The organism is Spirillospora sp. NPDC048824 (assembly GCF_043198455.1).
Taxonomy (GTDB): Bacteria; Actinomycetota; Actinomycetes; order Streptosporangiales; family Streptosporangiaceae; genus Spirillospora.
Genome location: NZ_JBICUS010000036.1, coordinates 1 through 22,307, shown reverse-complemented (window position 1 = coordinate 22,307; position 22,307 = coordinate 1). Strand labels below are relative to the sequence as shown.

Annotated in this window: 18 protein-coding genes; 6 read left to right on the top strand and 12 right to left on the bottom strand. The window is 72.9% G+C overall.

The window, feature by feature from the left end:
* Positions 1 to 2: 2 nt before the first annotated feature.
* Together mtnA and ACGFIS_RS36420 are read left to right on the top strand one after the other, a co-directional pair.
* Complete coding sequence (mtnA, locus tag ACGFIS_RS36425; protein ID WP_392973895.1) at positions 3 to 1,019, top strand: S-methyl-5-thioribose-1-phosphate isomerase; 1,017 nt, start codon at positions 3 to 5, stop codon at positions 1,017 to 1,019.
* A 9-nt stretch (positions 1,020 to 1,028) separates the two neighbouring features.
* On the top strand, positions 1,029 to 3,287 hold the full coding sequence (locus ACGFIS_RS36420) for an ATP-dependent RecD-like DNA helicase (RefSeq protein ID WP_392973900.1): 2,259 nt from the start codon (positions 1,029 to 1,031) through the stop codon (positions 3,285 to 3,287).
* Here the strand turns inward: ACGFIS_RS36420 and ACGFIS_RS36415 are convergent.
* The 4 genes from ACGFIS_RS36415 to ACGFIS_RS36400 form a co-directional block, all read right to left on the bottom strand.
* A complete protein-coding gene (locus ACGFIS_RS36415; protein ID WP_392973894.1) occupies positions 3,278 to 3,418 on the bottom strand; it encodes a hypothetical protein in 141 nt (46 codons plus the stop codon). The genes ACGFIS_RS36420 and ACGFIS_RS36415 overlap by 10 nt on opposite strands.
* A gap of 268 nt (positions 3,419 to 3,686) precedes the next feature.
* Positions 3,687 to 4,709: a LacI family DNA-binding transcriptional regulator gene (locus tag ACGFIS_RS36410; protein ID WP_392897699.1), complete on the bottom strand. Its 1,023-nt coding sequence runs from the start codon at positions 4,707 to 4,709 to the stop codon at positions 3,687 to 3,689.
* Between the two features lie 50 nt (positions 4,710 to 4,759).
* Entirely contained in the window at positions 4,760 to 6,136 is a 1,377-nt protein-coding gene (locus tag ACGFIS_RS36405) for an aromatic acid exporter family protein (protein WP_392897697.1), read from the bottom strand.
* Between the two features lie 105 nt (positions 6,137 to 6,241).
* A complete protein-coding gene (locus ACGFIS_RS36400) occupies positions 6,242 to 7,705 on the bottom strand; it encodes a hypothetical protein (protein ID WP_392973893.1) in 1,464 nt (487 codons plus the stop codon).
* A gap of 185 nt (positions 7,706 to 7,890) precedes the next feature.
* On the opposite strand from ACGFIS_RS36400, the gene ACGFIS_RS36395 reads away from it, so the two are divergent.
* Together ACGFIS_RS36395 and ACGFIS_RS36390 are read left to right on the top strand one after the other, a co-directional pair.
* Positions 7,891 to 8,988, top strand: a complete 1,098-nt coding sequence (locus tag ACGFIS_RS36395) for an amidohydrolase family protein (RefSeq protein WP_392897691.1) — start codon at positions 7,891 to 7,893, stop codon at positions 8,986 to 8,988.
* 113 nt (positions 8,989 to 9,101) lie between these two features.
* Positions 9,102 to 10,490 carry an FAD-dependent oxidoreductase gene (locus tag ACGFIS_RS36390; protein WP_392897688.1) on the top strand — a complete coding sequence of 463 codons (1,389 nt, stop codon included), beginning with the start codon at positions 9,102 to 9,104 and terminating at the stop codon, positions 10,488 to 10,490.
* A gap of 91 nt (positions 10,491 to 10,581) precedes the next feature.
* Here ACGFIS_RS36390 and ACGFIS_RS36385 read toward each other — a convergent pair whose 3' ends face one another.
* The 6 genes from ACGFIS_RS36385 to ACGFIS_RS36360 all read right to left on the bottom strand — a co-directional run bounded on the left by ACGFIS_RS36385 (position 10,582) and on the right by ACGFIS_RS36360 (position 16,616).
* Positions 10,582 to 11,520 carry an MBL fold metallo-hydrolase gene (locus ACGFIS_RS36385; RefSeq protein ID WP_392897685.1) on the bottom strand — a complete coding sequence of 313 codons (939 nt, stop codon included), beginning with the start codon at positions 11,518 to 11,520 and terminating at the stop codon, positions 10,582 to 10,584.
* Between the two features lie 94 nt (positions 11,521 to 11,614).
* Positions 11,615 to 12,616, bottom strand: a complete 1,002-nt coding sequence (locus ACGFIS_RS36380; protein WP_392897682.1) for a DUF5954 family protein — start codon at positions 12,614 to 12,616, stop codon at positions 11,615 to 11,617.
* Between the two features lie 121 nt (positions 12,617 to 12,737).
* Positions 12,738 to 13,802, bottom strand: coding sequence for a rod shape-determining protein (locus tag ACGFIS_RS36375; protein ID WP_392897679.1), 1,065 nt, complete (start codon positions 13,800 to 13,802; stop codon positions 12,738 to 12,740).
* Between the two features lie 326 nt (positions 13,803 to 14,128).
* Positions 14,129 to 15,022, bottom strand: a complete 894-nt coding sequence (locus ACGFIS_RS36370; protein WP_392897676.1) for a metal ABC transporter permease — start codon at positions 15,020 to 15,022, stop codon at positions 14,129 to 14,131.
* Positions 15,019 to 15,681 carry a metal ABC transporter ATP-binding protein gene (locus tag ACGFIS_RS36365; protein WP_392897673.1) on the bottom strand — a complete coding sequence of 221 codons (663 nt, stop codon included), beginning with the start codon at positions 15,679 to 15,681 and terminating at the stop codon, positions 15,019 to 15,021. Before ACGFIS_RS36365 ends, ACGFIS_RS36370 begins: the two co-directional genes overlap by 4 nt.
* Positions 15,678 to 16,616 (bottom strand): metal ABC transporter solute-binding protein, Zn/Mn family, encoded by a 939-nt coding sequence (locus ACGFIS_RS36360; protein WP_392897669.1) that lies wholly within the window; start codon positions 16,614 to 16,616, stop codon positions 15,678 to 15,680. The genes ACGFIS_RS36365 and ACGFIS_RS36360 overlap by 4 nt, the downstream gene beginning before the upstream one ends.
* Positions 16,617 to 16,755: 139 nt before the next feature.
* Between ACGFIS_RS36360 and ACGFIS_RS36355 the strand changes: the two genes are divergently transcribed.
* Both ACGFIS_RS36355 and ACGFIS_RS36350 read left to right on the top strand, forming a co-directional pair.
* The gene (locus ACGFIS_RS36355; RefSeq protein ID WP_392897666.1) at positions 16,756 to 17,562 is read left to right on the top strand and encodes a PP2C family protein-serine/threonine phosphatase; all 807 of its coding nucleotides are present in this window, start codon (positions 16,756 to 16,758) and stop codon (positions 17,560 to 17,562) included.
* A gap of 106 nt (positions 17,563 to 17,668) precedes the next feature.
* Complete coding sequence (locus ACGFIS_RS36350; RefSeq protein ID WP_392897663.1) at positions 17,669 to 19,492, top strand: N-6 DNA methylase; 1,824 nt, start codon at positions 17,669 to 17,671, stop codon at positions 19,490 to 19,492.
* 223 nt (positions 19,493 to 19,715) lie between these two features.
* Here ACGFIS_RS36350 and ACGFIS_RS36345 read toward each other — a convergent pair whose 3' ends face one another.
* Complete coding sequence (locus tag ACGFIS_RS36345; protein WP_392973892.1) at positions 19,716 to 20,870, bottom strand: C40 family peptidase; 1,155 nt, start codon at positions 20,868 to 20,870, stop codon at positions 19,716 to 19,718.
* 105 nt (positions 20,871 to 20,975) lie between these two features.
* Positions 20,976 to 22,307, bottom strand: a 1,332-nt coding sequence (locus ACGFIS_RS36340) for an aminoglycoside phosphotransferase (RefSeq protein WP_392973891.1), incomplete at its 5' end; no start/stop codon positions are given.

Here is a 22,307-nt window from a genome sequence, read left to right as displayed (position 1 = left end):
CCATGACGAGCGACGTGCGCACCATCACGTGGACGGGCGACGGGCTGCGGCTGCTGGACCAGACCGTCCTGCCCGCCCGGGTGGAGTACGTCGTGGCCCGCGATGTCGACACGCTCGTGGACGCGATCCGGCGGCTGGTGGTGCGCGGCGCCCCCGCGCTGGGCGTGGCGGGCGCGTTCGGCGTCGCCATCGCCGTGCGCGAGGCGGCGCGGGAGCGCTGGGACGACGGCCTGCGCGACGCCGCGATCGTCCGCGTCCGGGAGGCCCGGCCGACCGCGGTGAACCTGGCCGCCGGCGTCGACCGCGTCCTGCCGTTAGTCGGCAAGGGCGCCGACGCCGTCGCGGCGGAGGCCCAGGCTTTGCTGGACGAGGACGTACGCGGCAACCGGGCTATCGGCGCGTTCGGCGCGGACTGGATCCTCGGCCGCATCGGAGACCGCCCCCTGCGCGTCCTCACGCACTGCAACGCCGGTGCGCTCGCGACGGCCGGGTGGGGGACGGCCCTCGGCGTCGTCCGGGAACTGCACGCGCGGGGGCGCATCGAGCTCGTCCTCGTGGACGAGACGCGTCCCCTGCTCCAGGGTGCCCGGCTCACCGCGTGGGAACTCGACCGGGCGGGGATCCCGTGCGTCGTCCAGGCGGACGCCGCGGCGCCGAGCACGATCCTGCGCGGGCTGGCGGACGTGGCCGTCATCGGCGCGGACCGCATCGCCGCCAACGGCGACACCGCCAACAAGATCGGCTCGGTCGGCGTGGCGCTGGCCTGCGAGGCGGCGGGCATCCCGCTGGTCGTCGCCGCGCCGTGGAGCACCGTCGACCCGGCCGTCCAGGACGGCGGCGGCATCCCGATCGAGGAACGTCCCGCCGGGGAGATCCTCGCCTGGGGCGGCGCGAGGACCGCCCCGGCCGGAGTGGGCGGATTCAACCCCGCGTTCGACGTCACGCCCGCCCGCCTCGTGACCGCGCTCGTCACCGAGACGGGCGTGCTGGAGATCTCGGCCGGCGCGACGCCCGGATGAGCCATCATGATGTTCGTGCCGACCTCCTCGACGCCCCATGCCACGCCGCCGCGACCCGCGGAACTCGAGGCCGTCCTGGAACGGATCACCTACGCCAACGAGGACACCGGCTACACCGTGGCCCGTGTGGCGACCGCCAAGAGCGGCAGCGATCTGCTCACCGTCGTCGGCGCGCTGCTGGGTGCGCAGGTGGGGGAGAGCCTGCGCCTGGTCGGACGGTGGCGGTCGCACCCCAAATACGGCAAGCAGTTCGAGGTCGAGTCGTACACGACCGTCCTGCCGGCGACCGTGCAGGGCATCCGCCGCTACCTCGGCTCCGGCATGATCAAGGGGATCGGGCCGGTCATGGCCGACCGGATGGTCGGGCACTTCGGCACCGACATCCTCCGGATCATCGAGGAGGAGCCGGAACGCCTCGTCGAGGTCCAGGGCCTCGGTCCCAAGCGCACCAAACGCATCGGTGAGGCGTGGGAGGAGCAGAAGGCCATCAAGGAGGTGATGGTCTTCCTGCAGGGCGTCGGCGTCTCGACGTCCCTGGCCGTCCGCATCTACAAGCGGTACGGGGACGAGTCCGTCGACATCGTCCGCCGGGAGCCGTACCGGCTGGCGTCGGACGTGTGGGGCATCGGGTTCAAGACGGCCGACACGATCGCGCAGGCCGTCGGCATCCCGCACGACAGCCCGGAGCGGATCAAGGCGGGGCTCCAGTACACGCTGTCGGAGGCCGCCGACGACGGCCACTGCTTCCTGCCCGAGCCGAACCTCGTCACGGCCGCGGAGAAGATCCTCGGCGTGGAGCGGGAGCTGATCGTCCCGGCGCTGGACGAACTGGCCGGCGACGAGGGCGTCGTCCGGGAGCCGATCCCGGGGGAGGGGGAGGACGCCGCGACGATCCCGGCCGTGTACCTGGTGCCGTTCCACCGGGCCGAACGGTCCCTCGCCCGCGGCCTGCTGGAACTGCTCGACGCGCCCACCGACCGGCTGAAGGCGTTCGCCGACGTCGACTGGGGCAAGGCGCTGCCGTGGCTGAAGCAGCGCACCGGCCAGGCCCTCGCCTCCGAGCAGGAGGACGCGGTCAAGCTCGCGCTGACGTCGAAGGTGTCGGTGCTGACCGGCGGCCCCGGCTGCGGCAAGAGCTTCACGGTCCGCTCGGTGGTGGAACTGGCCGCCGCGAAGAAGGCCAGGATCGTCCTGGTGGCGCCGACCGGACGGGCCGCCAAGCGCCTCGCCGAGCTGACCGGGCACGAGGCCGCGACCGTCCACCGCCTTCTCCAGCTCCAGCCCGGCGGCGACCCCAAGTTCGACCAGGACAACCCCCTCGACGCCGACCTCGTCGTGGTGGACGAGAGCTCGATGGTCGACCTGATCCTCGCGAACAAGCTGGTGAAGGCGATCCCGCGCGGCGCGCACCTGCTGCTCGTCGGGGACGTCGACCAGCTCCCGTCCGTCGGCGCGGGCGAGGTGCTGGCCGACCTGCTCGGCGCGGAGGTGATCCCGCGCGTCCGGCTGACGAAGATCTTCCGGCAGGCGCAGCAGTCCGGCATCGTCGTCAACGCGCACCGCGTCAACTCCGGCGACCACCCCCGCACCAGCGGCTTCCCCGACTTCTTCCTGTTCCCGTGCGAGGAGCAGGAGGAGGCGGCCGAGATGACCGTGGACGTCGTCGCCAACCGCATCCCCCGCAGGTTCGGCCTCGACCCGCGCCGCGACGTCCAGGTCCTGGCGCCCATGCACCGCGGCGCCGCGGGCGCCGGCTCCCTGAACATGCTGTTGCAGGAAGCCCTGACGCCGCACGACGATGCGCGGCCGGAACGCCGCTACGGCGGACGCGTCTTCCGCGTCGGCGACAAGGTCACCCAGCTGCGCAACAACTACGACAAGGGCGAGGCGGGCGTCTTCAACGGCACGGTCGGCGTCGTCACGTCCGTCTCCCTCGAAGACCAGTCCCTCACCGTCGTGACCGACGAGGACGAGAGCATCGACTACGCCTTCGACGAGCTGGACGAGCTCGCCCACGCCTACTCGATCACGATCCACCGCTCGCAGGGCAGCGAGTACCCGGCCGTCGTCATCCCGCTCACGACCGGCGCGTGGATGATGCTGCGCCGCAACCTCCTGTACACGGGGATCACCCGCGCGAAGAAGCTCGTCGTCCTGGTCGGGTCGCGCCGGGCCCTCGCCGCGGCGGTCCGCACGGCCGGCGCGGGACGCCGCCACACCGCCCTGGCGCAGCGTCTCTCCCCGGAGCCGGGCCTCTCTCAGCGGTAACGCTGCAGCTCCCAGGGGTCGTGGGCACAGAACACCTCGACCTCCCCACCGAGCGCCAGCGCCCGCAGCCGGTCGACGTTCGCGAGCCGCAGCTCCCGGTCCACCTCGCCGCCGGCCTGGACGAGCTCCATCAGCGGATGCGTGACCGGCTCGGGACGGTCGACCTCGCCGTGGTTTATTCAACCTTGATCGCTTTGTTCGACCGAACAGCCCGAACAGCCCGAACAGTCTTTCAGTTTCCGAAACATTTCGACCCCGTGGCATGTCATGCGCTTTCCGCGCCGGAACGATCTCCCCGGCGAACGAGCGCACGGGCGAACCGGTGAACCGGCCAACCGGGCCAACCTGCCACCGGCCGGGGCGTGGCCCCGAACGCGGGAGGCGGTCGCCGTACCGGTCCTACTCCGTGGCGGGCGGCGGGGCGGTGCTCTTGCGGACAACGAGGCTGGTGGACAGCTCCAGGCGGGTGGCGACGGCCTCCCCCGCCCGGATGCCGAGAAGGATCTGGGTGGCGGACTCCGCCATCTGCCGCAGCGGCTGGTGGACGGTCGTCAGCGCGGGGCTGGCCCACGGGGCGACGGCGACGTCGTCGTACCCCACGACCGACAGATCGTCCGGTACGCGCAGCCCGTGCACCCGCGCGGCCTCCAGCACCCCGAGCGCCTGCAGGTCGCTCCCCGCGAAGACCGCCGTCGGCCGGTCGGGCCGCCCGAGCAGGTCCATCGCCCGCTCGAAGCCGCCCTGCACGTGGAAGTCGCCGTAGGAGACCATCGACGGGTCGACGTCCAGCCCCGCCATGCTCATCGCCGAGCGGAACCCGTCCAGGCGCGCGATGGAGCACAGCATGTCCGCGGGACCGGTGATGATCGCGATGCGGCGGTGGCCCTGGTCGACGAGGTGCCGGGTCGCCGCCAGCCCGCCGGACCAGTTGGCCGAGCCGACCGAGGGCACGTCCGGCTCGGGGTCCCCGGCCGGGTCGATGATGACGAACGGGATCGAGCGGGACCGCAGCCGCTTCTTGTACTCCGGCGCCAGGCTGGAGAACAGCAGCACGACGCCGAGCGGCCGGCGCCGGAGCACCCCGCTGATCCACTCGGGGCCGGGCGAGTGCCGGGTGCCGCTCTCGGTCAGCACCACGCTGGCGTCGTTGGCCTTGGCGACGCTCTCCACCCCGCGGATCAGCTCCATGGTCCACAGGCTCTCGATCTCGTGCAGGACGATCTCGATGAGCGGGGCGTCGGGCGCCGACCTGGCCCCCCGCCGGTAGCCGTGGTGCTCCAGCAGGCGCTCCACCCGCAGGCGGGTTTTGCGTGCCACGTCCTCGCGCCCGTTCAAAACTTTCGAGACGGTCGAAACGGAGACACCGGCCTGATCGGCCACCTGGGCCAGGGTCACCCGGCCGGAATCCTCGTCCTGTTGCATCCCCGAAGCATAGAGATCTCGGAGGTTCCACCGAAAGTTGGGGGCACCTGTCAGGGAGGGTGGTCGGGGTCGCCGGACTCCCTGGCGTTCCGCTCGGCCGCGGCGGCGGCCGACTCGGCGGCCCTGCGCAGCTGGTGCCCGGCCTGCTGGACGACGCGGACGGGACGCGGGGGCAGATGCCGGGCCGCGCCGCGGTGCCGCCGCCAGTGCTCCCGGGCGCGGGCCCGGTGCTCGACCCGGAGATGCTCGATGAGGCGGTCGACGTCCATGGACACCTCGCCGTACAGCGGCCACAGGTCCCCGGACGCGGCCCGCTCGTGCAGCCTGCGGGTGAGCCGGGCGCGGCGCTCGCGGGCGATGTCGACCCGCGCTTCGAGATCGTGCTCGGCGAGGAACGGCCGGGCGTCGCGGGCCAGGTCGGAGCGGGCGAGCCGGCCGTAGGCGGCGATGCTCACGGCGATCCCGGACAGCGCGTCGCCGAGTTCGCGGCGCACCGCCGGGTCGGTCAGCAGCCGCCCGTGCTCGCCGAACCGCTCGTCGTCGGCCAGTGAGCGGGTCAGGCCGCGCAGCGAGAGGGTGAAGTGCTCGATCGTCTCCATGGCGTTGCGCAGCGCGACGCCGGCGTCGATGAGCCGCCGCGCCCGCGTCCGCGGGTTGAGCCGGACGCTCTCCTCCGCCGCGCTCAGCTCCCGGTCGGTGCGGCCGATCTCCCGGGCGAGCTGCTCGGCGGCGTCCTGCCAGCGTGCCGCCTCGTCCTCGGCGGGTTCGCCCCGCAGCCCGTCGGCGATCTCCTCGATCAGCCGCCGCAGTTTCTCGGTGATGTCCTGCACGGCCTCCTCGGCGGGCCGGACGCGCACCGACGGCACCAGCAGCGTCGCCACCAGCCCGGTGGCCGCTCCGATCAGCGTCTCCAGGACGCGGGTGGTGGCGCCGGACTCGCTGGCCGCCCCCAGCGCGAAGATCAGCATGGCGCTGATCGGAGCCTCCAGCACGTGCTCGCGCAGCCGCAGCACGTGCCCGATGACGAGCGCGGCGAGGATGGTCAGCCCGAGGGTCCACCAGGAGAACCCGATGGTGCTCGCGGCCATGACGGCGACCAGCACCCCCGAGGTGACCGCGGCGACCCGCAGGATGCTCGCCCTGATCGTCTGGTAAACGGAGAACTGGACGACCAGCAGCGCGGTCAGCGGCGACAGCAGCGGCTTCGGGCCGCCCGGCGGCAGGACCGCCAGGGCCAGCACGAAGGACACGGTGGCGGTGATCGTCAGCCGGGCGATGCGGAAGGCGGCGGACTGCACCTCCGTCGCCACGCGCAGCGGCGACCGGCCGGCGCGATCGGAACGGCCGTAACGGCCCGGACGGTTGCGGCGGCCTGCACTGTCGCGGCGGCCCGGACGGTCGCGGCGGCGGAAGAAAGCGGGTGCCATGCCGGGGTTCTTCCCCTGTGTGGGCAATTTCGCAGCAAAGTCGGGATTTGTTGGCCCGTGCCGCCTGGTCGCTGTTCCTCGATCGGGCTTCCAACCGACGGGGGCTCAGTGGCGCCAGCGGGTGACGGCGGCGACCTGCTGCGGTGTCGCGCCGTCCAGCAGGGCGATCTCGCCGCGCCGGACGGTCGACACGGTGTCGGTGACGGCCTCGCCGAGCGCGTCCCGCAGGACGGTGTCGTCCTCGAACGCCGCGACCGACTCGGCCAGCGACGCGGGCAGCGCGACGATGCCCCGGGCGGCGCGCTCGTCCGCCGCCAGACCGGCCGGGTCGACGCCGACCGGCTCCGGCAGCCTGCGGTCGGCGCCGAGCCCGTCCCGCCCGGCCGCCAGCAGCGCCGCCAGCAGCAGGTACGGGTTGGCGGCGGCGTCCACGCACTTGACCTCCAGGTTCGCCGCGGCGGCCCGCTCACCGTCGGCGCCGGCGACGAACCGCAGCGCCGCCTCCCGGTTCTCCAGCCCCCAGCAGGCGAACGCGCCCGCCCAGTGCGACGGGATCAGCCGCAGGTAGCTGGCGACCGTCGGCGCCCCGACCGCCAGCAGCGCGGGCAGCCGGTGCAGGATCCCGGCGGTGAACGCCTCCCCGGCGGCCGTCATCCCGCACGGGCCGTCGCCGCCCGCCATCGCGTTCACCGGACCGTCCGCCTTCGCGCGCCACAGGCTGAGGTGGACGTGGAAGCCGTTGCCCACCGAGTCCGCCTCGACCTTCGGGGAGAACGAGGCGGCCAGGCCGTGCGCCATCGACACCGCCCGGATCGTCTCCCTGACCAGGACGGCGGTGTCGGCCGCGCCGACCGGGTCCTCGGCCTCCACCGACACCTCGTACTGCCCGGCCGCGTACTCCGGATGCAGCTGGACGACCGTGACGCCCGTCTCCTTCAGCGCGGTGAGGACGTCCCGCAGGTAGCCGGCCAGCTCGGTGACCCGCGTCATCCCGTACGCGGGCCCGCGGCAGGCGGGTGAGAAGCCCTCCTCGTCCCCGTTCGCCCCGTCGTTCTTCCCCCCGTCGTTCTTCGCCTTGGATACGGCCCACTCGATCTCGAACGCCGCCTTCACCGACCATCCGTTCCCCGCGAGCCGGTCCGTTTCGCGGCGCAGCAGGGCCCGCGTGTCCAGCGGATGGACGGTTCCGTCCTGCGCGTACCGGTGCGCCGGCGCGTGCGCCCAGCCCGGCAGCGCCGCCATCGGGACGAGACGGTCCAGATCCGGGTGGAGCCGCAGGTCCCCGACCGGGCCGCCGATGTGCCGCCCGGACACGATCGAGTCGTCCAGCAGGAACACGTCGAACACCGGGGACATCCCGACGCCCCACGCCGCGGCGTGCTCCAGCCGTTCCACCGGGACCGTCTTCGTGCGCGTGATCCCGCTGATGTCCACCCACGTCAGCGCGACGGCGACGATGCCCTGCCCGGTCAGCCGCCGCGCCATCTCGGCGGCGCGGGTACCGAGCCGTGCGCGGGTGCGCGCGTTGAGCACGTTCCCGGAGGTGACGGGTTCGGGGATCTGTTCCACGGTGCTGGCTCCCGATCGGAGTGGCGGAGAATGCGGTGCGGTCAATGTGCCTGCGTATATGGGCGCGTATGGGCGCGTGTACGTGCGCGTGTACGTGCGCGTGTACGTGCGCGGTGTACGTGCGCGGTGTACGTAAGGGCATCGTAGGAAGATCGGAGATCTGTTTCAGGGAGGAGGCGGGTGCGGTGCTGGAGTACTTGGAGTCGCTGCCGCTGGTCGACCACCACTGCCACGGCGTCCTCGGCCGCGACCTCGGCCGCGCGGAGTTCGAGGAGCTCCTCACGGAGGCGGAGACACCGGGCCCGCCGGGCGTGAGCATGTTCGACACGCAGGTCGGGTTCGCGCTGCGGCGCTGGTGCCCGCCGGTCATGGACCTGGAGGCCCACGCGGAGCCGGACGCCTACCTCGCCCGCCGCGCCGAACTGGGCGCCGCCGAGGTCAACCGGCGGTTCCTTGAGGCGGCCGGGCTGGACGCCCTGTGCGTGGACACCGGGTACACGCCGCGGGCGATGCTCGAACCGCCGGATCTCGGACGTCTCGCCGGGGCGAAGGCCCACGAGATCGTCCGGCTGGAGACCGTCGCGGAACAGGTCGCCGGAGACGGCGTCGACGCGGCGCGGTTCGCGGACGAGGTGCGCTCCCGGATCACCGGGCGGGACGCCGTGGGCGCCAAGTCCATCGCCGCGTACCGCTCCGGGCTGGAGCTGTCGGGTGAGCGGCCGTCCGCCGCGCAGGTGACGGCCGCGGCCGGCCGGCTCATGGGCCAGGAGCGGCCGCGCGTGTGCGACGAGGTCCTGCACCGGTTCCTCGTCTGGTGCGCGGTCGACGCCGGGCTGCCGGTGCAGTTCCACGTCGGCTACGGGGACGTGGACGCCGACCTGCGCCGCGGCGACCCGCTGCTGCTCATCGAGCTGCTGCGCGCCATGGACCCCGTCCCCGCGATGCTGCTGCACAACTACCCGTTCCACCGGCATGCTGGCTACCTGGCCCAGGTGCTCCCGAACGTGTACGCCGACGCCGGCCTGGCGATCAACAACCTCGGGCACCGGGCGCCCGCGCTGATCGCCGAGCTGCTTGAGCTGGCACCCTTCGGGAAGGTGCTTCACTCGTCGGACGCGTTCGGGCTCGCCGAGCTGTACCACCTGGGCGCGCTGCTGTTCCGGCGCGGCCTGGCGGGCCTGCTCGCCGGGGGCGTCGACGACGGCGCCTGGACGGCTCGCGATGCCGGACGCGTCGCCGAGCTGATCGCGTCGGGCAACGCCCGCCGCGTGTACGGAATCTGAGCACCATGCCACCGGCACCATGACACCGGCACCACACAGGGCACCATGGCACAGGGCATCACGACGCAGGGTCACACGACACAGGGCAACACGACTTGCAGGAGGCGACCGGCATGGCCGCACGTGAACGGCTGCTCGTGATCGGAGGCGACGCCGCCGGGATGAGCGCCGCGTCCCAGGCCCGCAGGCGGCGCGCGGCGGACGACCTGGACATCCTCGTCGTCGAGCGCGGGCACCACGTGTCGTATTCGGCGTGCGGCATCCCGTACTTCGTGGGAGGAGTGGTCGACGAGCTCGACAAGCTCATCGCCCGCACCCCCGACCAGTTCCGCGACCGCGACATCGACGTGCGGCTGCGCACCGAGGCCGTCGAGATCGACGTGGACGGCGGCCGCGTCCGCGTCCGCGACGCCGAGGGCGGCGGGGAGCGCTGGGAGCCCTACGACGACCTCATGGTCGCGACCGGAGCCGTCCCGGTACGGCCGCCGCTGCCCGGCGCGGACGCGAAGGGTGTGCACGGCGTCCAGATCCTCGGCGACGGGATAGCCATCCGGCAGGCCGTCGCGCAGGAGGGGGCGCGTCGCGCGGTCGTGGTGGGCGGCGGCTACATCGGCCTGGAAATGGCCGAGGCGATGGTGATGCGGGGCCTGGATGTGACCCTCGTGGACCTCGCCGACCAGCCGATGCAGACCCTCGACGAGGACATGGGCGCGATCATCGCGGACGCGATGCGCGGCATCGGCGTGAAACTGCATCTCGGGGAACCGGTCGAGGGCTTCGACACCTCCCCGGACGGGCACGTCACGGCCGTCCGCACCCCGAACCACACCCTGCCTGCCGACCTCGTCGTCCTCGGGCTGGGTGTGCGGCCGGGCTCCGGCCTCGCCCGAGCCGCCGGGATCGAGACCGGCCCGACCGGCGGCATCGTCACCGACCGCCGGATGCGCACCCGCACCGAACGGGTCTGGGCGGCCGGGGACTGCGTCGAGACCCGCCACCTGGTCTCCGGCGGGCCCGTCGCGATCCCGCTCGGCACGCACGCCAACAAGCAGGGACGCGTCGCGGGCATCAACCTCGGCGGCGGCTACGCCACGTTCCCCGGCGTCGCCGGCACCGCCATCTCCAAGATCTGCAAGGTGGAGGTCGCGCGGACGGGCCTGAACGAACGCGAGGCGGCCGCCGCGGGGTTCGAGACGCTGAGCGTGGTCGTGGAGTCCACCACCCGGGCCGGCTACCACCCGGGCGCCACCCGGATGAAGACGAAGATGATCGTGGAGCGCCGTTCCGGCCGGGTGCTCGGCGCGCAGATCGTCGGCGAGGAGAACGCCGGCAAACGCGTCGACGGCCTGGCCATCGCGCTGTGGAACGGGATGACGGCCGAGGAGATGACCGGCCTCGACCTCGGCTACGCGCCGCCGTTCTCACCCGCGTGGGACCCGGTCCTGATCGCCGCACGCAAGGCCGCCGACGCCGTCGAACAGGACATGCGCTCTGCTCTTTGAGGCTCGCCGACCGCTTCTTCTAAGGCGTGCGGCGGGCGTGCGGCGGGCGTGCGGCGTGCGTTCGGCGCGGGGCGGCGCGGTGCGGGGGCGCTCAGGCGCGGCAGGTCAGCGGACGGCCGCCGTTGAAGGTGACCATGTCGCCGATGGCGGCGACCACGTCGATCTGCCCGCCGGGTTCGAGCCCGTCCAGCTCGGCGTAGGCGCGGTGCAGGTTGCCGACGAGCCGCTCGGCGTCGGTCAGCTCGGCGAACGGGCCGAGGTCGGCCTCGCGGGCGGCCTCCAGCGGCGTCAGCCCGGCCGACCTCGCCGCCGCGGCCGTCGTCTGGACGAACCGGGCATAGCCGACCACGCGGTCGATGAGCTCCGGACCGCCCACCGGGCCGTGCCCCGGCACGATCGTCTCCGCGCCCAGCGGCGCGATGACCTCCTCCAGCACCTTGATCGCGCCGGCGATCGAGCCCTGCAGCAGGAACGGGGTGCCGCCGTTGAACAGCAGGTCGCCGCAGAACAGTACCCGCCGCTCCGGGATCCACACGATCGAGTCGTTGGTGGTGTGCGCGGGCGTCCCGACGTGCCGGACCTCGCACCGCAGTTCGTCCACCCACAGGGTCACGCCTTCGGTGTAGGTGAGGAACGGCGGCTCCAGTTCGACGTCGCCCCAGTCCACCTTCGTCCAGACCGGCTCGTCGAACGGTTTGCCCCAGGAGAGGGCGTTCTCGCGCGTCTGCTCATGACCGACGACGGTCGCGCCGGAGAACAGGTAGTTCCCGAACGTGTGGTCGCCGTGGTGGTGGGTGTTGACCAGCGTCCGGACGGGCCGGTCCGTGACCGACCGGATCGAGTCCAGGTAGGCGCGGGTCCGGCGCTCGGTCGAACAGGAGTCCACGCTGGTCACGCCGCGCTCCCCGACGAGGAAACCGGTGTTGTTGATCCACCAGGTGCCGTCGGGCTGGACGTAGGCGAACACCCCGTCCGAGACCTCTTCCAGGCGCGGTGCTCCGGGACCTTCGCGATCGGGTGCGTCGCTCATGTGACGGCATCCTATTGCGGGCCGGCCGAGTCGCGGATGGTCGAGTTGCGGGTGGGGCGAGTCCGGGTGGGGCGAGCCCGCGGCCGCCGCGCGGTCAGGGGACCTCGTCGGAAGGGCGGGCCGGTTCGGGACCGTCCGGGCCGACCCGGATCATCCGGATGACGTGGACGATCCGGAAGCGCCGCCCGCACGCCACGAACTCGACGCCGCCGTCCGCGTCGATGCGGTCGGCGGCCTCCGCGTACTCGGCCAGCTCACCGGGGCTCGGCGGCGGCCCGCAGTCTCCCGGCCCCGCCTTCGGCAGCAGCACGCGGAAGTAGTGCGCGAGGGAGTCGCGGGCGTCCTGCGGCCCGATCCCCCCGGTGACCGGCCGCCACTGGCCGTCGCGGTCCTCCAGGACGGTGAACTCCGGGGGCAGGAGCACGACGCCCGGGTGCGCCCTGATCGCGGTGACCGCCTCGCGGCGCAGCCGTTCCGGGACGGTGCCTTCGGCGGGCACCAGGCCGAGCAGCTCCAGCCTGAGCGCCGCGTCGGCCGGGCCGACCGGGGCCGCCGGGTCGATGGCGAACCCGCGCAGCGGCCCGTCCTCGCCGTCGGTGACGCGGGCGGGCTCGGGCCCGTCGGCGCCGAACCGGGCGAAGCCCAGCACGCGGACGATCCGGAACCGCAGCGGCCCCACCGCGCACTCGTTGCGGTCCGACGCCCCACCCGCCGCCGCGCTGCTCCCGGCCCGCTCACTTTCGGCCCTTTCGCTTCCGGCCCGTTCGACCCCTGCCCGTTCGAACTCTGTCCGATCGAGGGCGTCCGCGAGGCGCAGCATGTCATCGCGCACCGCCGGATCGTGGTCGCCGGCGATGTCGCGGAGGTGGAACGACAGGTCGACGCGGGCCTCGCCGGGCTCCAGCGCGCCGAGCGACAGGATCCGCCACGCGCCGCCGGCCTGCTCGGCGCAGCCGAACTCCGGCGGCCCCACACCCACGATCTCGGGGTAGGCGCGCCGCCGCTCGGCGGCCTCCTGATCACGGACGGCCGCCACGGGTTCCAGGTCCCTGTCGACGTTGATCAGGTCGTGTCCCGGCATCCCTTCGAAGGACATGCGTCCATCGTGACGCGCCGCCGCGTCCCGCGCCGTGGAAACGACCTACCGGTCAGTGAACGGGTCGTCCCGCGCGGCGGCGGACGTCCCCACCGGCCGGACCGCCGAGGGCGGGAATCGCTCAGTATTCGAGCTCGGGAAGGGTCGTCAGCAGATGCGGGTTCGGTGCGCTGTCGCGGGCGGGCTTGTCCTCGGAGCGGGTCGCGCGCAGCACCTCGCCGGCGCCGAGGACGGCCGCGTCGCCGGTGTCGTCCCCGACCCGCGCGCCCAGCCCCGTCCGGTCGCGGATCAGCCGGTCCAGGCCGGGCAGCCGGGCGGACCCGCCGGTGAGGGTGACGCCGACGCTGAGCAGCTCGCCGGAGATCTCGGGTGAGCAGCCGCTGACGCCGACGCCGATGGCGTCGACGATCTCGGCGACGGGGCCGGCGATCGCCCGGCCGACGTCCACGGTGGTGAGGACGATCGTCCGCGGCATTCCCGTCGCGATGTCGCGCCCGTTCACCTCGACCTGCTTCACCGGCCGCCGTCCGAGCGGCGGCACCGCCCCGACCTTCAGCTTCGCGGCCTCCGCGGCGGAGTGCGACAGCGACACCTGGTGCTCGCGCCGGACGAGATCGACGATCGCGCGGTCCAGCGCCGACCCGCCGATGAGCACGGTGTGGGAGGTGACGAGGCCGCCGAACGCGATGACGCCGACGTCGGTGACGTCCGCGCCGATGTTGGCGATGACCGTCACCTCGGAGCGCATGGACGAGGTCATGCCCATCCCGATGGCGGCGGCGATCGGCGTCGGCAGGAGCGTGAGGCGGCGGGCGCCGGCCTGGTAGGCGGAGAACCGCAGCGCCCGGTAGTGGACGGCGCTCAGCCCGCTCGGAACCGTCACGACCAGCCGGGGGCGGGCCGTGTAGTGGCGCTTCTGGTGGCGGCGGACCAGCGCCCGCATCATGTACTCGGCGGCGTCGGTCTCGGTCGGCGCGCCCTCGCGGACCGGCCTGACGAGGGTCACCTCGGGGTTGCGTCCCGCCATCTCCTGAGCGGGGCCGCCGAGCGCGAGGATCCGTCCGGTGTGCCGGCAGCGGGCGAGAAGCGACGGTTCCCGGCAGACGACCCCCCGGTCCCTGAGATGCATGCGCACGGTCGCGCTGCCCATGTCGATAGCGGTGTCACGGCCCGCGAAGTCCCACATCGCGTCCCCCAATCGCCCCGAAAATCCCAAGAGCCCTGTTGATGCCCTCACGTCCCGCGGCGATGCCCACGCGCCGGTAAGCGAATCGCAACGTCCTGGCGAACACGGGTCCGGCATGTCCGGAACGCCGACCGGCGCGCAGGCCCCGCCCGGAGGGAAATACCGGGCGGGCACCAAGAGATCATGTTGCGACGGTGTTGGACGAGCGCCGTGTTGGACGAGCGCCGTGTTGGACGAGCGCCGTGTTGGACGAGCGCCGTGTTGGACGAGCGCCGTGTTGGACGCGCGCCGTGTCATGCGGCGACGGTGTCAGATGAGCGCGGGGTTCATGCGGCGACGGTGTCCGGCCGCGCCGTGACTCGCCGGGCCGTCCATCCGCGCCGGGCCCGGACGGCCCCGGCCGCGCGGCACGCCCCGTACAGCGCGAACGAGATCGTCGTGACGTACGGGCTGATCGGGATGCTCGACCCGAGCGACAGCAGGATGCCGCCCACCACCGACACGGTCGCGAAGACGGTGCTCAGCACCGGGACGAGGACCGGCGACGCGGTGACCCGCACGGCCGCCGCGGCCGGTGTGCACAGCAGCGCGAGCACCAGCAGCGCCCCGACGACCTGCACCGACACGGCGACCGCGAGGCCGAGCACGAGCATGAAGACCGGCGACAGCGCCCGCACCGGCACGCCCCGCGCCGCCGCCACGTCCGGGTCGAGGCTCGCGAACGCCAGCGGACGCCACATGACGGCGAGGCACACCAGCACGATCGCCGATGTCACCAGCAGCCACGACAGCCGCGGCGTGTCGATCGCGACGATCTGCCCGGTGAGCAGGCCGAACTTGTTGGCCGACCGTCCCTTGTAGAGCGACAGGAACAGCACGCCCAGCCCGAGCCCGAACGGCATCAGCACCCCGATGACCGACCCGCGGTCGCGTGCCCGGGAGCCGAGCACCCCGATGAGCGCGGCGGCCAGCAGCGCGCCCGCGATCGATCCGCCCGCGACGCCGGTCCCGAGCAGCAGCGCCGCCGCGGCGCCGGCGAACGACAACTCGGCGATGCCGTGCACGGCGAACGCGAGGTCGCGCATGACGACGAACGTCCCGGCGAGCCCGCCGACCAGCCCGAGCACCGCCCCGGCGATGAGCGAGTTGCGGACCAGCCCGAGCAGTGCCCCGTAGTCCTCGAAGTTGAAGATCTCGCCCCAGACCTCGTGCCAGCTCATGCCGCCTCCACCTCCACACCGCCCCGCACGCCGCCGAGGTCGAGCACGCGGTCCGCGAGCGGGAGGACCGGCTCGACCTCGTGCGTGACGAACACGATGGCGGTGCCGTGCTCGCGACACCGCCGGTCGACGAGGTCGGCGACGATCCGCTGATGCTCGGCGTCCAGCGACAGCAGCGGCTCGTCGCACAGCAGGATGCGCGGGCCGGCCGCGAGGGCCTGCGCGACCCGCACGCGCTGCAGTTCGCCGCCCGACAGCAGGTCGAGCGGGACGTCGGCGAACGGCGCGGCGCCGACGTCCCGCAGGACGTCCTCGACGCGGCGGCGGGTCTCCGGACGTGGCCGCCGCGGCCCCCACCGGTGCCCGTCGATCCCGAACCGCACCAGGTCACGGGCGCGCAGCGGGGTGTGCGGCGCGACGGCCGTGTGCTGCGGGACGTACCCGATGAGGTCGCTTCCGCGCCGTGGCGGACGGCCGTCCACCGTGACCGTCCCGGCCGTGAGGCGCCGCAGCCCGAGCAGCACCTTCAGCAGGCTGGTCTTCCCCGATCCGTTCGGCCCGAGCACGACCAGGAACTCGCCGGCCGCGACGTCGAGGTCGAGTCCGCGCCACAGCGTCCGGTCCCTGTACGCCAGCGCGGCGTCGCGCAGTGAGATCACGACAGCGACTTCTGGAGGGCGGCGATGGTGCCGTCCATCCAGGTGATGTAGTTCTGGCCCTCCGGGAGGGTCTCGGTGACCGGCACGACGGGCACGCCGGCGTCCTCCGCGGCCTTCTTGAGACGCTCGGTCTGCGGCCCGCCGGTCTGCGCGTTGTAGACGAGCGCGTCGACCTTCTTCTCCGTGAGCAGCGCGAGCGTCTCCTGGAGCGCCCTCGGCGGCACGTCGCCGCCCTCCTCGATCGCCTCACTGAACGCCTCGGGCGTCCGGTTGCGCAGCCCCGCGGCCTCCAGGAGGTAGACGGGGACGGGTTCGGTGATCGCGACGCCGTCGCCGGAGTGCGCGGCCTTGAGCGCCGCCACCTTTCCTTCGAGGGCCTTCAGCCGGGCCTTGAACGCGGCGGCGTTCGCCGAATACGTTCCGGCGTCGCCGGGGTCGGCCTTGGCGAGCGCGGCGGAGAGCCGGTCGGCCAGCAGCCCGGCGGACGGCAGGTCGTACCAGACGTGCTCGTTCAGTTCCTCGCCGTCCGGCGCGGTCTTCCCGGAGATCCGGACGGCGTTGAGCACTTCGGCCTTGGACCCGGAGCCCTTCAGCAGCGTGCCCACGAAGTCGTCATAGCCGCCCCCGTTCTCGATCACGACCGCGGCCTTGGACACGGCGAGGCGGGCGCGCGTCCCGGCCTCGAAGGAGTGCGGGTCCTGTGCGGGGTCGCTGATCAACGACGTCACCTCGACCTTGTCGCCGCCGATCTGGCGCGCGAAGTCGCCGTAGACGTTCGTCGAGGCGACGACGGCGACGGGGGCGCCGCCCGAGGTCACCGCGCCGGTGTCGGAGGACGAACCGCAGGCGGCGGCCGCCAGTGCCGCGGCGGCGACCACGGCGCCCGCACCGAGCAGGCGGGCACGCTGACCAGGGGCACGCTGAAGCGAGGTCATGGGGGACTCCCGGGAATGAAAACGGTTTTCATTGCAGAACATAGCATGATCTATCTGCGGGCGCGGTTGTGCGCCGACGGGAGCCGATTATTGCGCTGGATGCTTGTGAATTGAGTTTTAGCGTGGTTCACTAGGATGCATGGCTCACCATGCGCTTCGGTTCGCGGCCGGTACGGATATCGGCAAGCGGCGGAAGGTGAACGAGGACTCGGCGTTCGCCGGTCCGGGGCTGCTCGCGGTCGCCGACGGGATGGGCGGCCACCCGCACGGCGACGTCGCGAGCCGGACCGCGATCGCGATCATCGTCGACCTGACGCTCACCGATGACCCGGCCGCCGGCCTCGCCGACGGCGTGGCCGAGATCGCCGCCCGGCTGGACGACTTGGCCCGGGAGGATCCCGACCTGGCGGGGATGGGCACGACCCTGACCGCGATGGCCTGGGACGGGGTCCGATTCGCGGTGGCGCACATAGGCGACTCCCGCGCCTACGTCCTGCGCGCCGGGGACCTTGTCCAGCTGACCCGCGACCACACGATGGTCCAGTCGCTCGTCGACGGCGGGCAGCTCACCCAGGAGGAGGCCGCACGCCATCCGCGGGGATCGGCGCTGATCAAGGCGCTGCAGAGCGGGGGCAGCGCCGAGCCCGACGTGTTCTCGCAGAACGCGCGACCCGGCGACCGCTACCTGCTGTGCTCCGACGGGCTCTCCGGGTTCGTCGCGCCGGAGGACATACGCGAGACGATGGCGCGCGCGGCAAGTCCGGCGGACGCCGTCACGCGCCTCATCGAACTCGCCAACGAGGCCGGCGGCCAGGACAACATCACCTGCGTCGTCGCGGACGTCATCGCGCCCTCGATCGCCCCGCGGCAGGAGCCGCTGACGCTCGGCGCGGCCGAGGACCCCGGACTGCTCGCCCGGTTGGGCCGCCGGCTCCGCCGCCCGTGACCCGGCCCGTGACGCAAGCCGACATGGTCAACAACTGGTAAATTGACTCTGTTCACAGTCATTCTTCGAGCCGATCGATGTTGCAAAGATCAAGTATGGTGACGGCATGAGCGGCGATCCGGGTGTGACCGCCGGCGACATCGCCCGGCTGGCGGGCGTGGGGCGCGCGACGGTCAGCAACTGGCGCCGCCGGCATGACGACTTCCCGCGCCCGGTGGGCGGTACCGCGACGAGCCCGCTGTTCTCGATCGCCGACGTCGAGGACTGGCTGCGCCGCAACGGCAAGCCGTTCGAGGTGTCGCCGGCCGACCGGCTCTGGCAGCGGCTGCGCGCGTCCGGCGACGACTTCCAGCTCGCCGACCTCGTCGGCTGGGCCGGCCTGCGCCTCCTCGAACTCCGCGGAGACGCCCCGGAGACTTCCGGGGCACCGACGCTCGGAAGGCCGCATCCGCCCGCCATCGACCCCGACGATCCCGACCTGCCCCACCTGCTCGCCGACCTCGCCGCCCTGCACGGCCACGCCGCCGCGTTCGACCTGCTGGTCCAGCGCTACGTGCAGGCCCACTCGCGGCGGCTGGTCGTGACGCGCGGGGACGTGGCGGGTCTGATGGCGCGCCTCGCCTGCCGGGACGGCGACGTCGTCCTCGACCCGGCGTGCGGGCTCGGCACGCTGCTGCTGTCGGTGCCCGGCGCGCGGGTGGCGCTCGGCCAGGACAGCAACGCCTCCGCCGCCCGGATCACCGCGGTCCGGCTGCTGCTGGCCGGGACACCGGCCGACATCATCCCCGGCGACTCCCTGCGGCGCGACGGCTTTCCCGGCGAGGTCGCCGACGCCGTCGTCTGCAACCCGCCGTTCGGCGATCGCGCGTGGGGGCACGAGGACCTGGCCGGCGATCCGCGCTGGGAGCACGGGCTGCCGCCGCGCGGCGAATCCGAGCTGGCCTGGGCCCAGCACTGCCTCGCCCACGTGCGGCCGGGCGGATGCGCCGCCGTTCTGATGCCGTCGGCGGCGGCGAGCCGGCGCCCAGGCCGCCGCGTCCGCGGCAACCTGCTGCGGTCGGGCGCGCTGCGCGCCGTGATGACGCTGGCGCCCGGCGGCCCCGACCTGTGGCTCCTGCACCGCCCGAAGCCGGGCGAGCGGCCGCCCGCCGCCGTCCTGCTGCTGGACGCCGAGGGCGACCTGGAGCGGGCCGAGTACGAATGGGAACGGCACCCGGACGGCGAGTTCTCCGTGCCGGTCATCGACCTGCTCGACGACGAGGTCGACGTCAGCCCGTCCCGGCACCGTCCCCGGCAGAGCGGCGAGGCGTTCGGCCGCCGCTTCACCGAGGCGCTGGACCGGCTGGCCGCCGCCGCGCCCGCCCCGCCCTCCCTGGAACTGCTGCCCGACCGGCGGCCGCTGCCGTTCACGACGCTGTCCGAACTGGCCAAGGCCGGGGTCGTCGCGATCAGCCACGCGCCCGCGCGGCTGCCGCCCGGTGGCGACGTGCCGGTCCTCACCGCCGGCGACGTGAGCGCCGGAACGGGCCCGTCCGGGACGTCCGCCGCCGGTCCGGGCCTCATCATGCTCGAACCCGGTGACGTCGTCTCCACCACCGCCGGCTCCGCCCGGGTGATCACCGAGCACGGAGCCGCGCTCGGCCCCTACCTCACCCTCTACCGCCCGGACGGGAAGCGGCTCGACGCGCGGTTCCTCGCCGGTTTCCTGACCTTCGCGCACGCCCGCACCGGCACCGGATCGAGCCGCATGGACCTGCGCCGGACCCGCATTCCCCGGCTGTCCCTCGAACGTCAGCGCGCCTACGGCCGAGCATTCCAGGAGCTGGCCTGCCTGACGGAGACCTTGCGCGAAATGTCGTCTCTGGGGGAGACGCTGGTCCGGCTGAGCTTCGACGGGCTCGTGGACGGACACCTCCGTCCGAACCCCTAACCTCCGGAAAGACCCCTCGTCTTCCCGTGACGGCACCCGTTTCGCGGGCCGGACTTCGTACGCGGTACCCGACAAGCCGGGTACTCGTCGAGCCGGGTGTTCGTCGAGCCGGGTGTTCACAAGCACGTCCGGGAACGGCCCCCGCCGTTCCCGGTGTGCCTGCCGAGTTCAACCGCCCTCGTTCAGCGTTCCGCTCGCGGGCGGTCTCGCTGACGGTTCGTCGTCAGTTCGCGGTGTGACCGGGTGCCGTCAGGGCGCCGAACGGGCCCTGGCCCACGTACTTGGCCCACGGGCGGAATTCCGAGCGGTTCCGGGCTGGCCCCGGCTGCGATTGCGCGGCCTGCCCGGTTTCGTACCTGGGCCGCGGTTCGGGCTTCGTCTCGTCCGACGGTGCGTCGCTTCGCGGCCCCTGGGCCGCGGAATCGCCCGGCTCCGGGGCAGGGCCGCCGGGTGGCGCCGCCTGGTCCGCCGGGGTGTGTCCGGGGGCGTTCAGTGGGGGATTGCCGGGTGTATTGGGCTTGTCATCGTTCTTGGGCAGTGTGTCGGTAGGTGGCGGAACCTGGGGGGTCCGCTGCTTATCAGGCGGTTTCTGGTCCGCTCTCTTCTGTGTGCTCATCCGATCGATCTTCTCGACGAGTTCCTTCACCGAAGGCGACCACTTCCTGTACTCGGGCGCACCGGGCCGGACCGCTCCGGCGAACTGTTTCCTGCGCCGCTTGGTGAGCTTGTCGATCCTCACCCTCTCCCCGGTGCGCGGCGCATGGAGATACTTACCGTCACCCACATATATTCCGACATGTCGGCGGCCTCGGAAGAAGATGAGGTCCCCGGGCTTGAGGTCCTTCAGCTTCACCTTCCGATCCACCTTCCGGTACTGCGCGTAGGTGACGCGGGGAAGTTCGACGCCCGCCTTGCGCCACGAGGCCATCGCGAGCCCGGAGCAGTCGTAGCCGCCCGGTCCCTCCGCGCCCCATCGGTACGGCTTTCCGATCTGCTTGCGGGCGAACTTGAGGGCCTTCCTCGCGCCCTCACGCTGGGCCGCCTCACGCGTCCGGTACTTGTCGTACGCCTTCACCTTCTTCAGCGTGGCGGAGTCCAGATGCAGGCTCTTCAGCACGGCGGGATTGAGGTCCGCCAAGGCCTGCGAACTCAGCGGGACCGCCAGCGCGAGCCCGGTCGCCGTCACGGTGACGGCCGTCCGGAGCATCCCCTGTTTTCGGGCGCCCGCCCTGTCGTGGCGGGTATGGCGGGCGAATACTCCGTTTCCGGCGTCCCCCCGTGGGTGGCGTGCATGTGACTGGCGTGCGATGGACATTTCTCTGCTCTCCGTTCCATTGCCGGATGTGCCGCGGGATTTCCGCGAGGCGGTGATCAGCACCCCGCCGAGAGTCCGGGTACCCCGTTGATCGTGCCGGAATTGGGAGAGCCCGCCGATTTTGCATGATCATGGCGTGGAATTAGTGGCGCTCTTTGGTGTCTTTGATCATGTGGCCAGATGAGCCAGCGAGGTGAGCGGAACGGGCAGCCAGGCCGGCCGGTTCTGTGCCTCGTACCGCACCTCGTAGATCGCCTTCTCGAATTCGAAGGCGCGGATGAGCACCGAGTGCGCCGCCGGGTCGGCGCCGCCGGCGGCCGCGTAGCCGCGGCAGAACGCGGCCCTGTTCCGCGCCGCCCAGGCGTGCGCCCGGGTCTCCAGCCGGCCTCCCGGCTCGGGCGGCACCGTGCCGGACTTGGCGATGAGGTACCGGGCCGCGTACTCGAACGAGCGCAGCATCCCGGCGACGTCCCGCAGCGGATGCGCGAGGGCCCGGCGCTCGTGCTGCGTCCGTGCCGGCTCGCCCTCGAAGTCCAGCAGCGTCCAGCCGCTCTCGGTGCGCAGGACCTGCCCGAGGTGGTAGTCGCCGTGCACGCGCTGGACGGGCAGCGGTCCCGCCTGCGCGGCCAGGTCGAGGAACGCCCCCGTGAGCGCCTTCGCGTGCGGGGCCAGGCCGGGCACCGCGCGGCAGGTGCCGGTCAGCTCGGCGTTCATCCGCGCCGCCATCGCGTGCACCTCCGCGGCCGGGAGCGTCGTCACGCCGAACGCGTCCGCGAGCGCCCGGTGCACCTCGGCGGTCGCGGCCCCGAGGCGTTCGGCCTCCGCCGCGAAGTCGCCGCCCGCGGCGCTCGCGTCCAGCTCCGCCCATTCGTCGTCGCCCGCCGGCGGCGTGTGCGCGAACCAGTCCCGGACGCTCGCGATCGCCAGGCTCCAGCCGTCCGCGCCGGTGTGCAGGTAGTCCGACAGCAGGGCGAGTGTGACCGGCTCACCGTTCCCGCCGGCCCGTGCGCCCCGTCCCGGCTCCAGTTCGATCCAGCCGAGGACGGCGGGGACGTGCGTGCAGTCGCCGCGGGTCAGGGCGAGGTTGACCTCCAGGTCGAGGTTGACGCCGGTGCTGAGCCGTCGGAACAGCTTGCAGATGTAGGCGTCGCCGAACAGCAGCGAGGTGTTGCTCTGCTCGGCGGTGATGGGCAGGCTCGTCAGATCCGTCCGGATGCCGGCGCCGGCGGTGTGCCGGAACCGCAGCGGGCCGACGGACGCCTCGGCGGCCAGGTCGTCCAGCAGGATCCGGGTCAGGTCCGGGTCGTGGGCGGCGTCGTACAGGTGCGCCTCCGGGACGTCCGGACCTTCCCGCAGGCCGGGATCACCGGACGTCCCGCCGATCTCGACGTGCAGGAGCCGGTCCGGCAGGTCGCGGCGGACGCCGAGGAGCAGCTGGTAGTGGTCGGTGACGCCGTTCTGGGTGACGTCGAGGATGAGGTGGTGCAGGCCCGGGTCGCC

What these genes read in the sequence shown, in the direction of transcription:
- mtnA (WP_392973895.1), top strand. Translation starts at nt 3, where the DNA reads ATGACGAGCGACGTGCGCACCATCACGTGGACGGGCGACGGGCTGCGG.
- ACGFIS_RS36420 (WP_392973900.1), top strand. Translation starts at nt 1,029, where the DNA reads ATGTTCGTGCCGACCTCCTCGACGCCCCATGCCACGCCGCCGCGACCC.
- ACGFIS_RS36415 (WP_392973894.1), bottom strand. Translation starts at nt 3,418, where the DNA reads ATGGAGCTCGTCCAGGCCGGCGGCGAGGTGGACCGGGAGCTGCGGCTC.
- ACGFIS_RS36410 (WP_392897699.1), bottom strand. Translation starts at nt 4,709, where the DNA reads ATGCAACAGGACGAGGATTCCGGCCGGGTGACCCTGGCCCAGGTGGCC.
- ACGFIS_RS36405 (WP_392897697.1), bottom strand. Translation starts at nt 6,136, where the DNA reads ATGGCACCCGCTTTCTTCCGCCGCCGCGACCGTCCGGGCCGCCGCGAC.
- ACGFIS_RS36390 (WP_392897688.1), top strand. Translation starts at nt 9,102, where the DNA reads ATGGCCGCACGTGAACGGCTGCTCGTGATCGGAGGCGACGCCGCCGGG.
- ACGFIS_RS36385 (WP_392897685.1), bottom strand. Translation starts at nt 11,520, where the DNA reads ATGAGCGACGCACCCGATCGCGAAGGTCCCGGAGCACCGCGCCTGGAA.
- ACGFIS_RS36380 (WP_392897682.1), bottom strand. Translation starts at nt 12,616, where the DNA reads ATGTCCTTCGAAGGGATGCCGGGACACGACCTGATCAACGTCGACAGG.
- ACGFIS_RS36375 (WP_392897679.1), bottom strand. Translation starts at nt 13,802, where the DNA reads ATGTGGGACTTCGCGGGCCGTGACACCGCTATCGACATGGGCAGCGCG.
- ACGFIS_RS36370 (WP_392897676.1), bottom strand. Translation starts at nt 15,022, where the DNA reads ATGAGCTGGCACGAGGTCTGGGGCGAGATCTTCAACTTCGAGGACTAC.
- ACGFIS_RS36360 (WP_392897669.1), bottom strand. Translation starts at nt 16,616, where the DNA reads ATGACCTCGCTTCAGCGTGCCCCTGGTCAGCGTGCCCGCCTGCTCGGT.
- ACGFIS_RS36355 (WP_392897666.1), top strand. Translation starts at nt 16,756, where the DNA reads ATGGCTCACCATGCGCTTCGGTTCGCGGCCGGTACGGATATCGGCAAG.
- ACGFIS_RS36350 (WP_392897663.1), top strand. Translation starts at nt 17,669, where the DNA reads ATGAGCGGCGATCCGGGTGTGACCGCCGGCGACATCGCCCGGCTGGCG.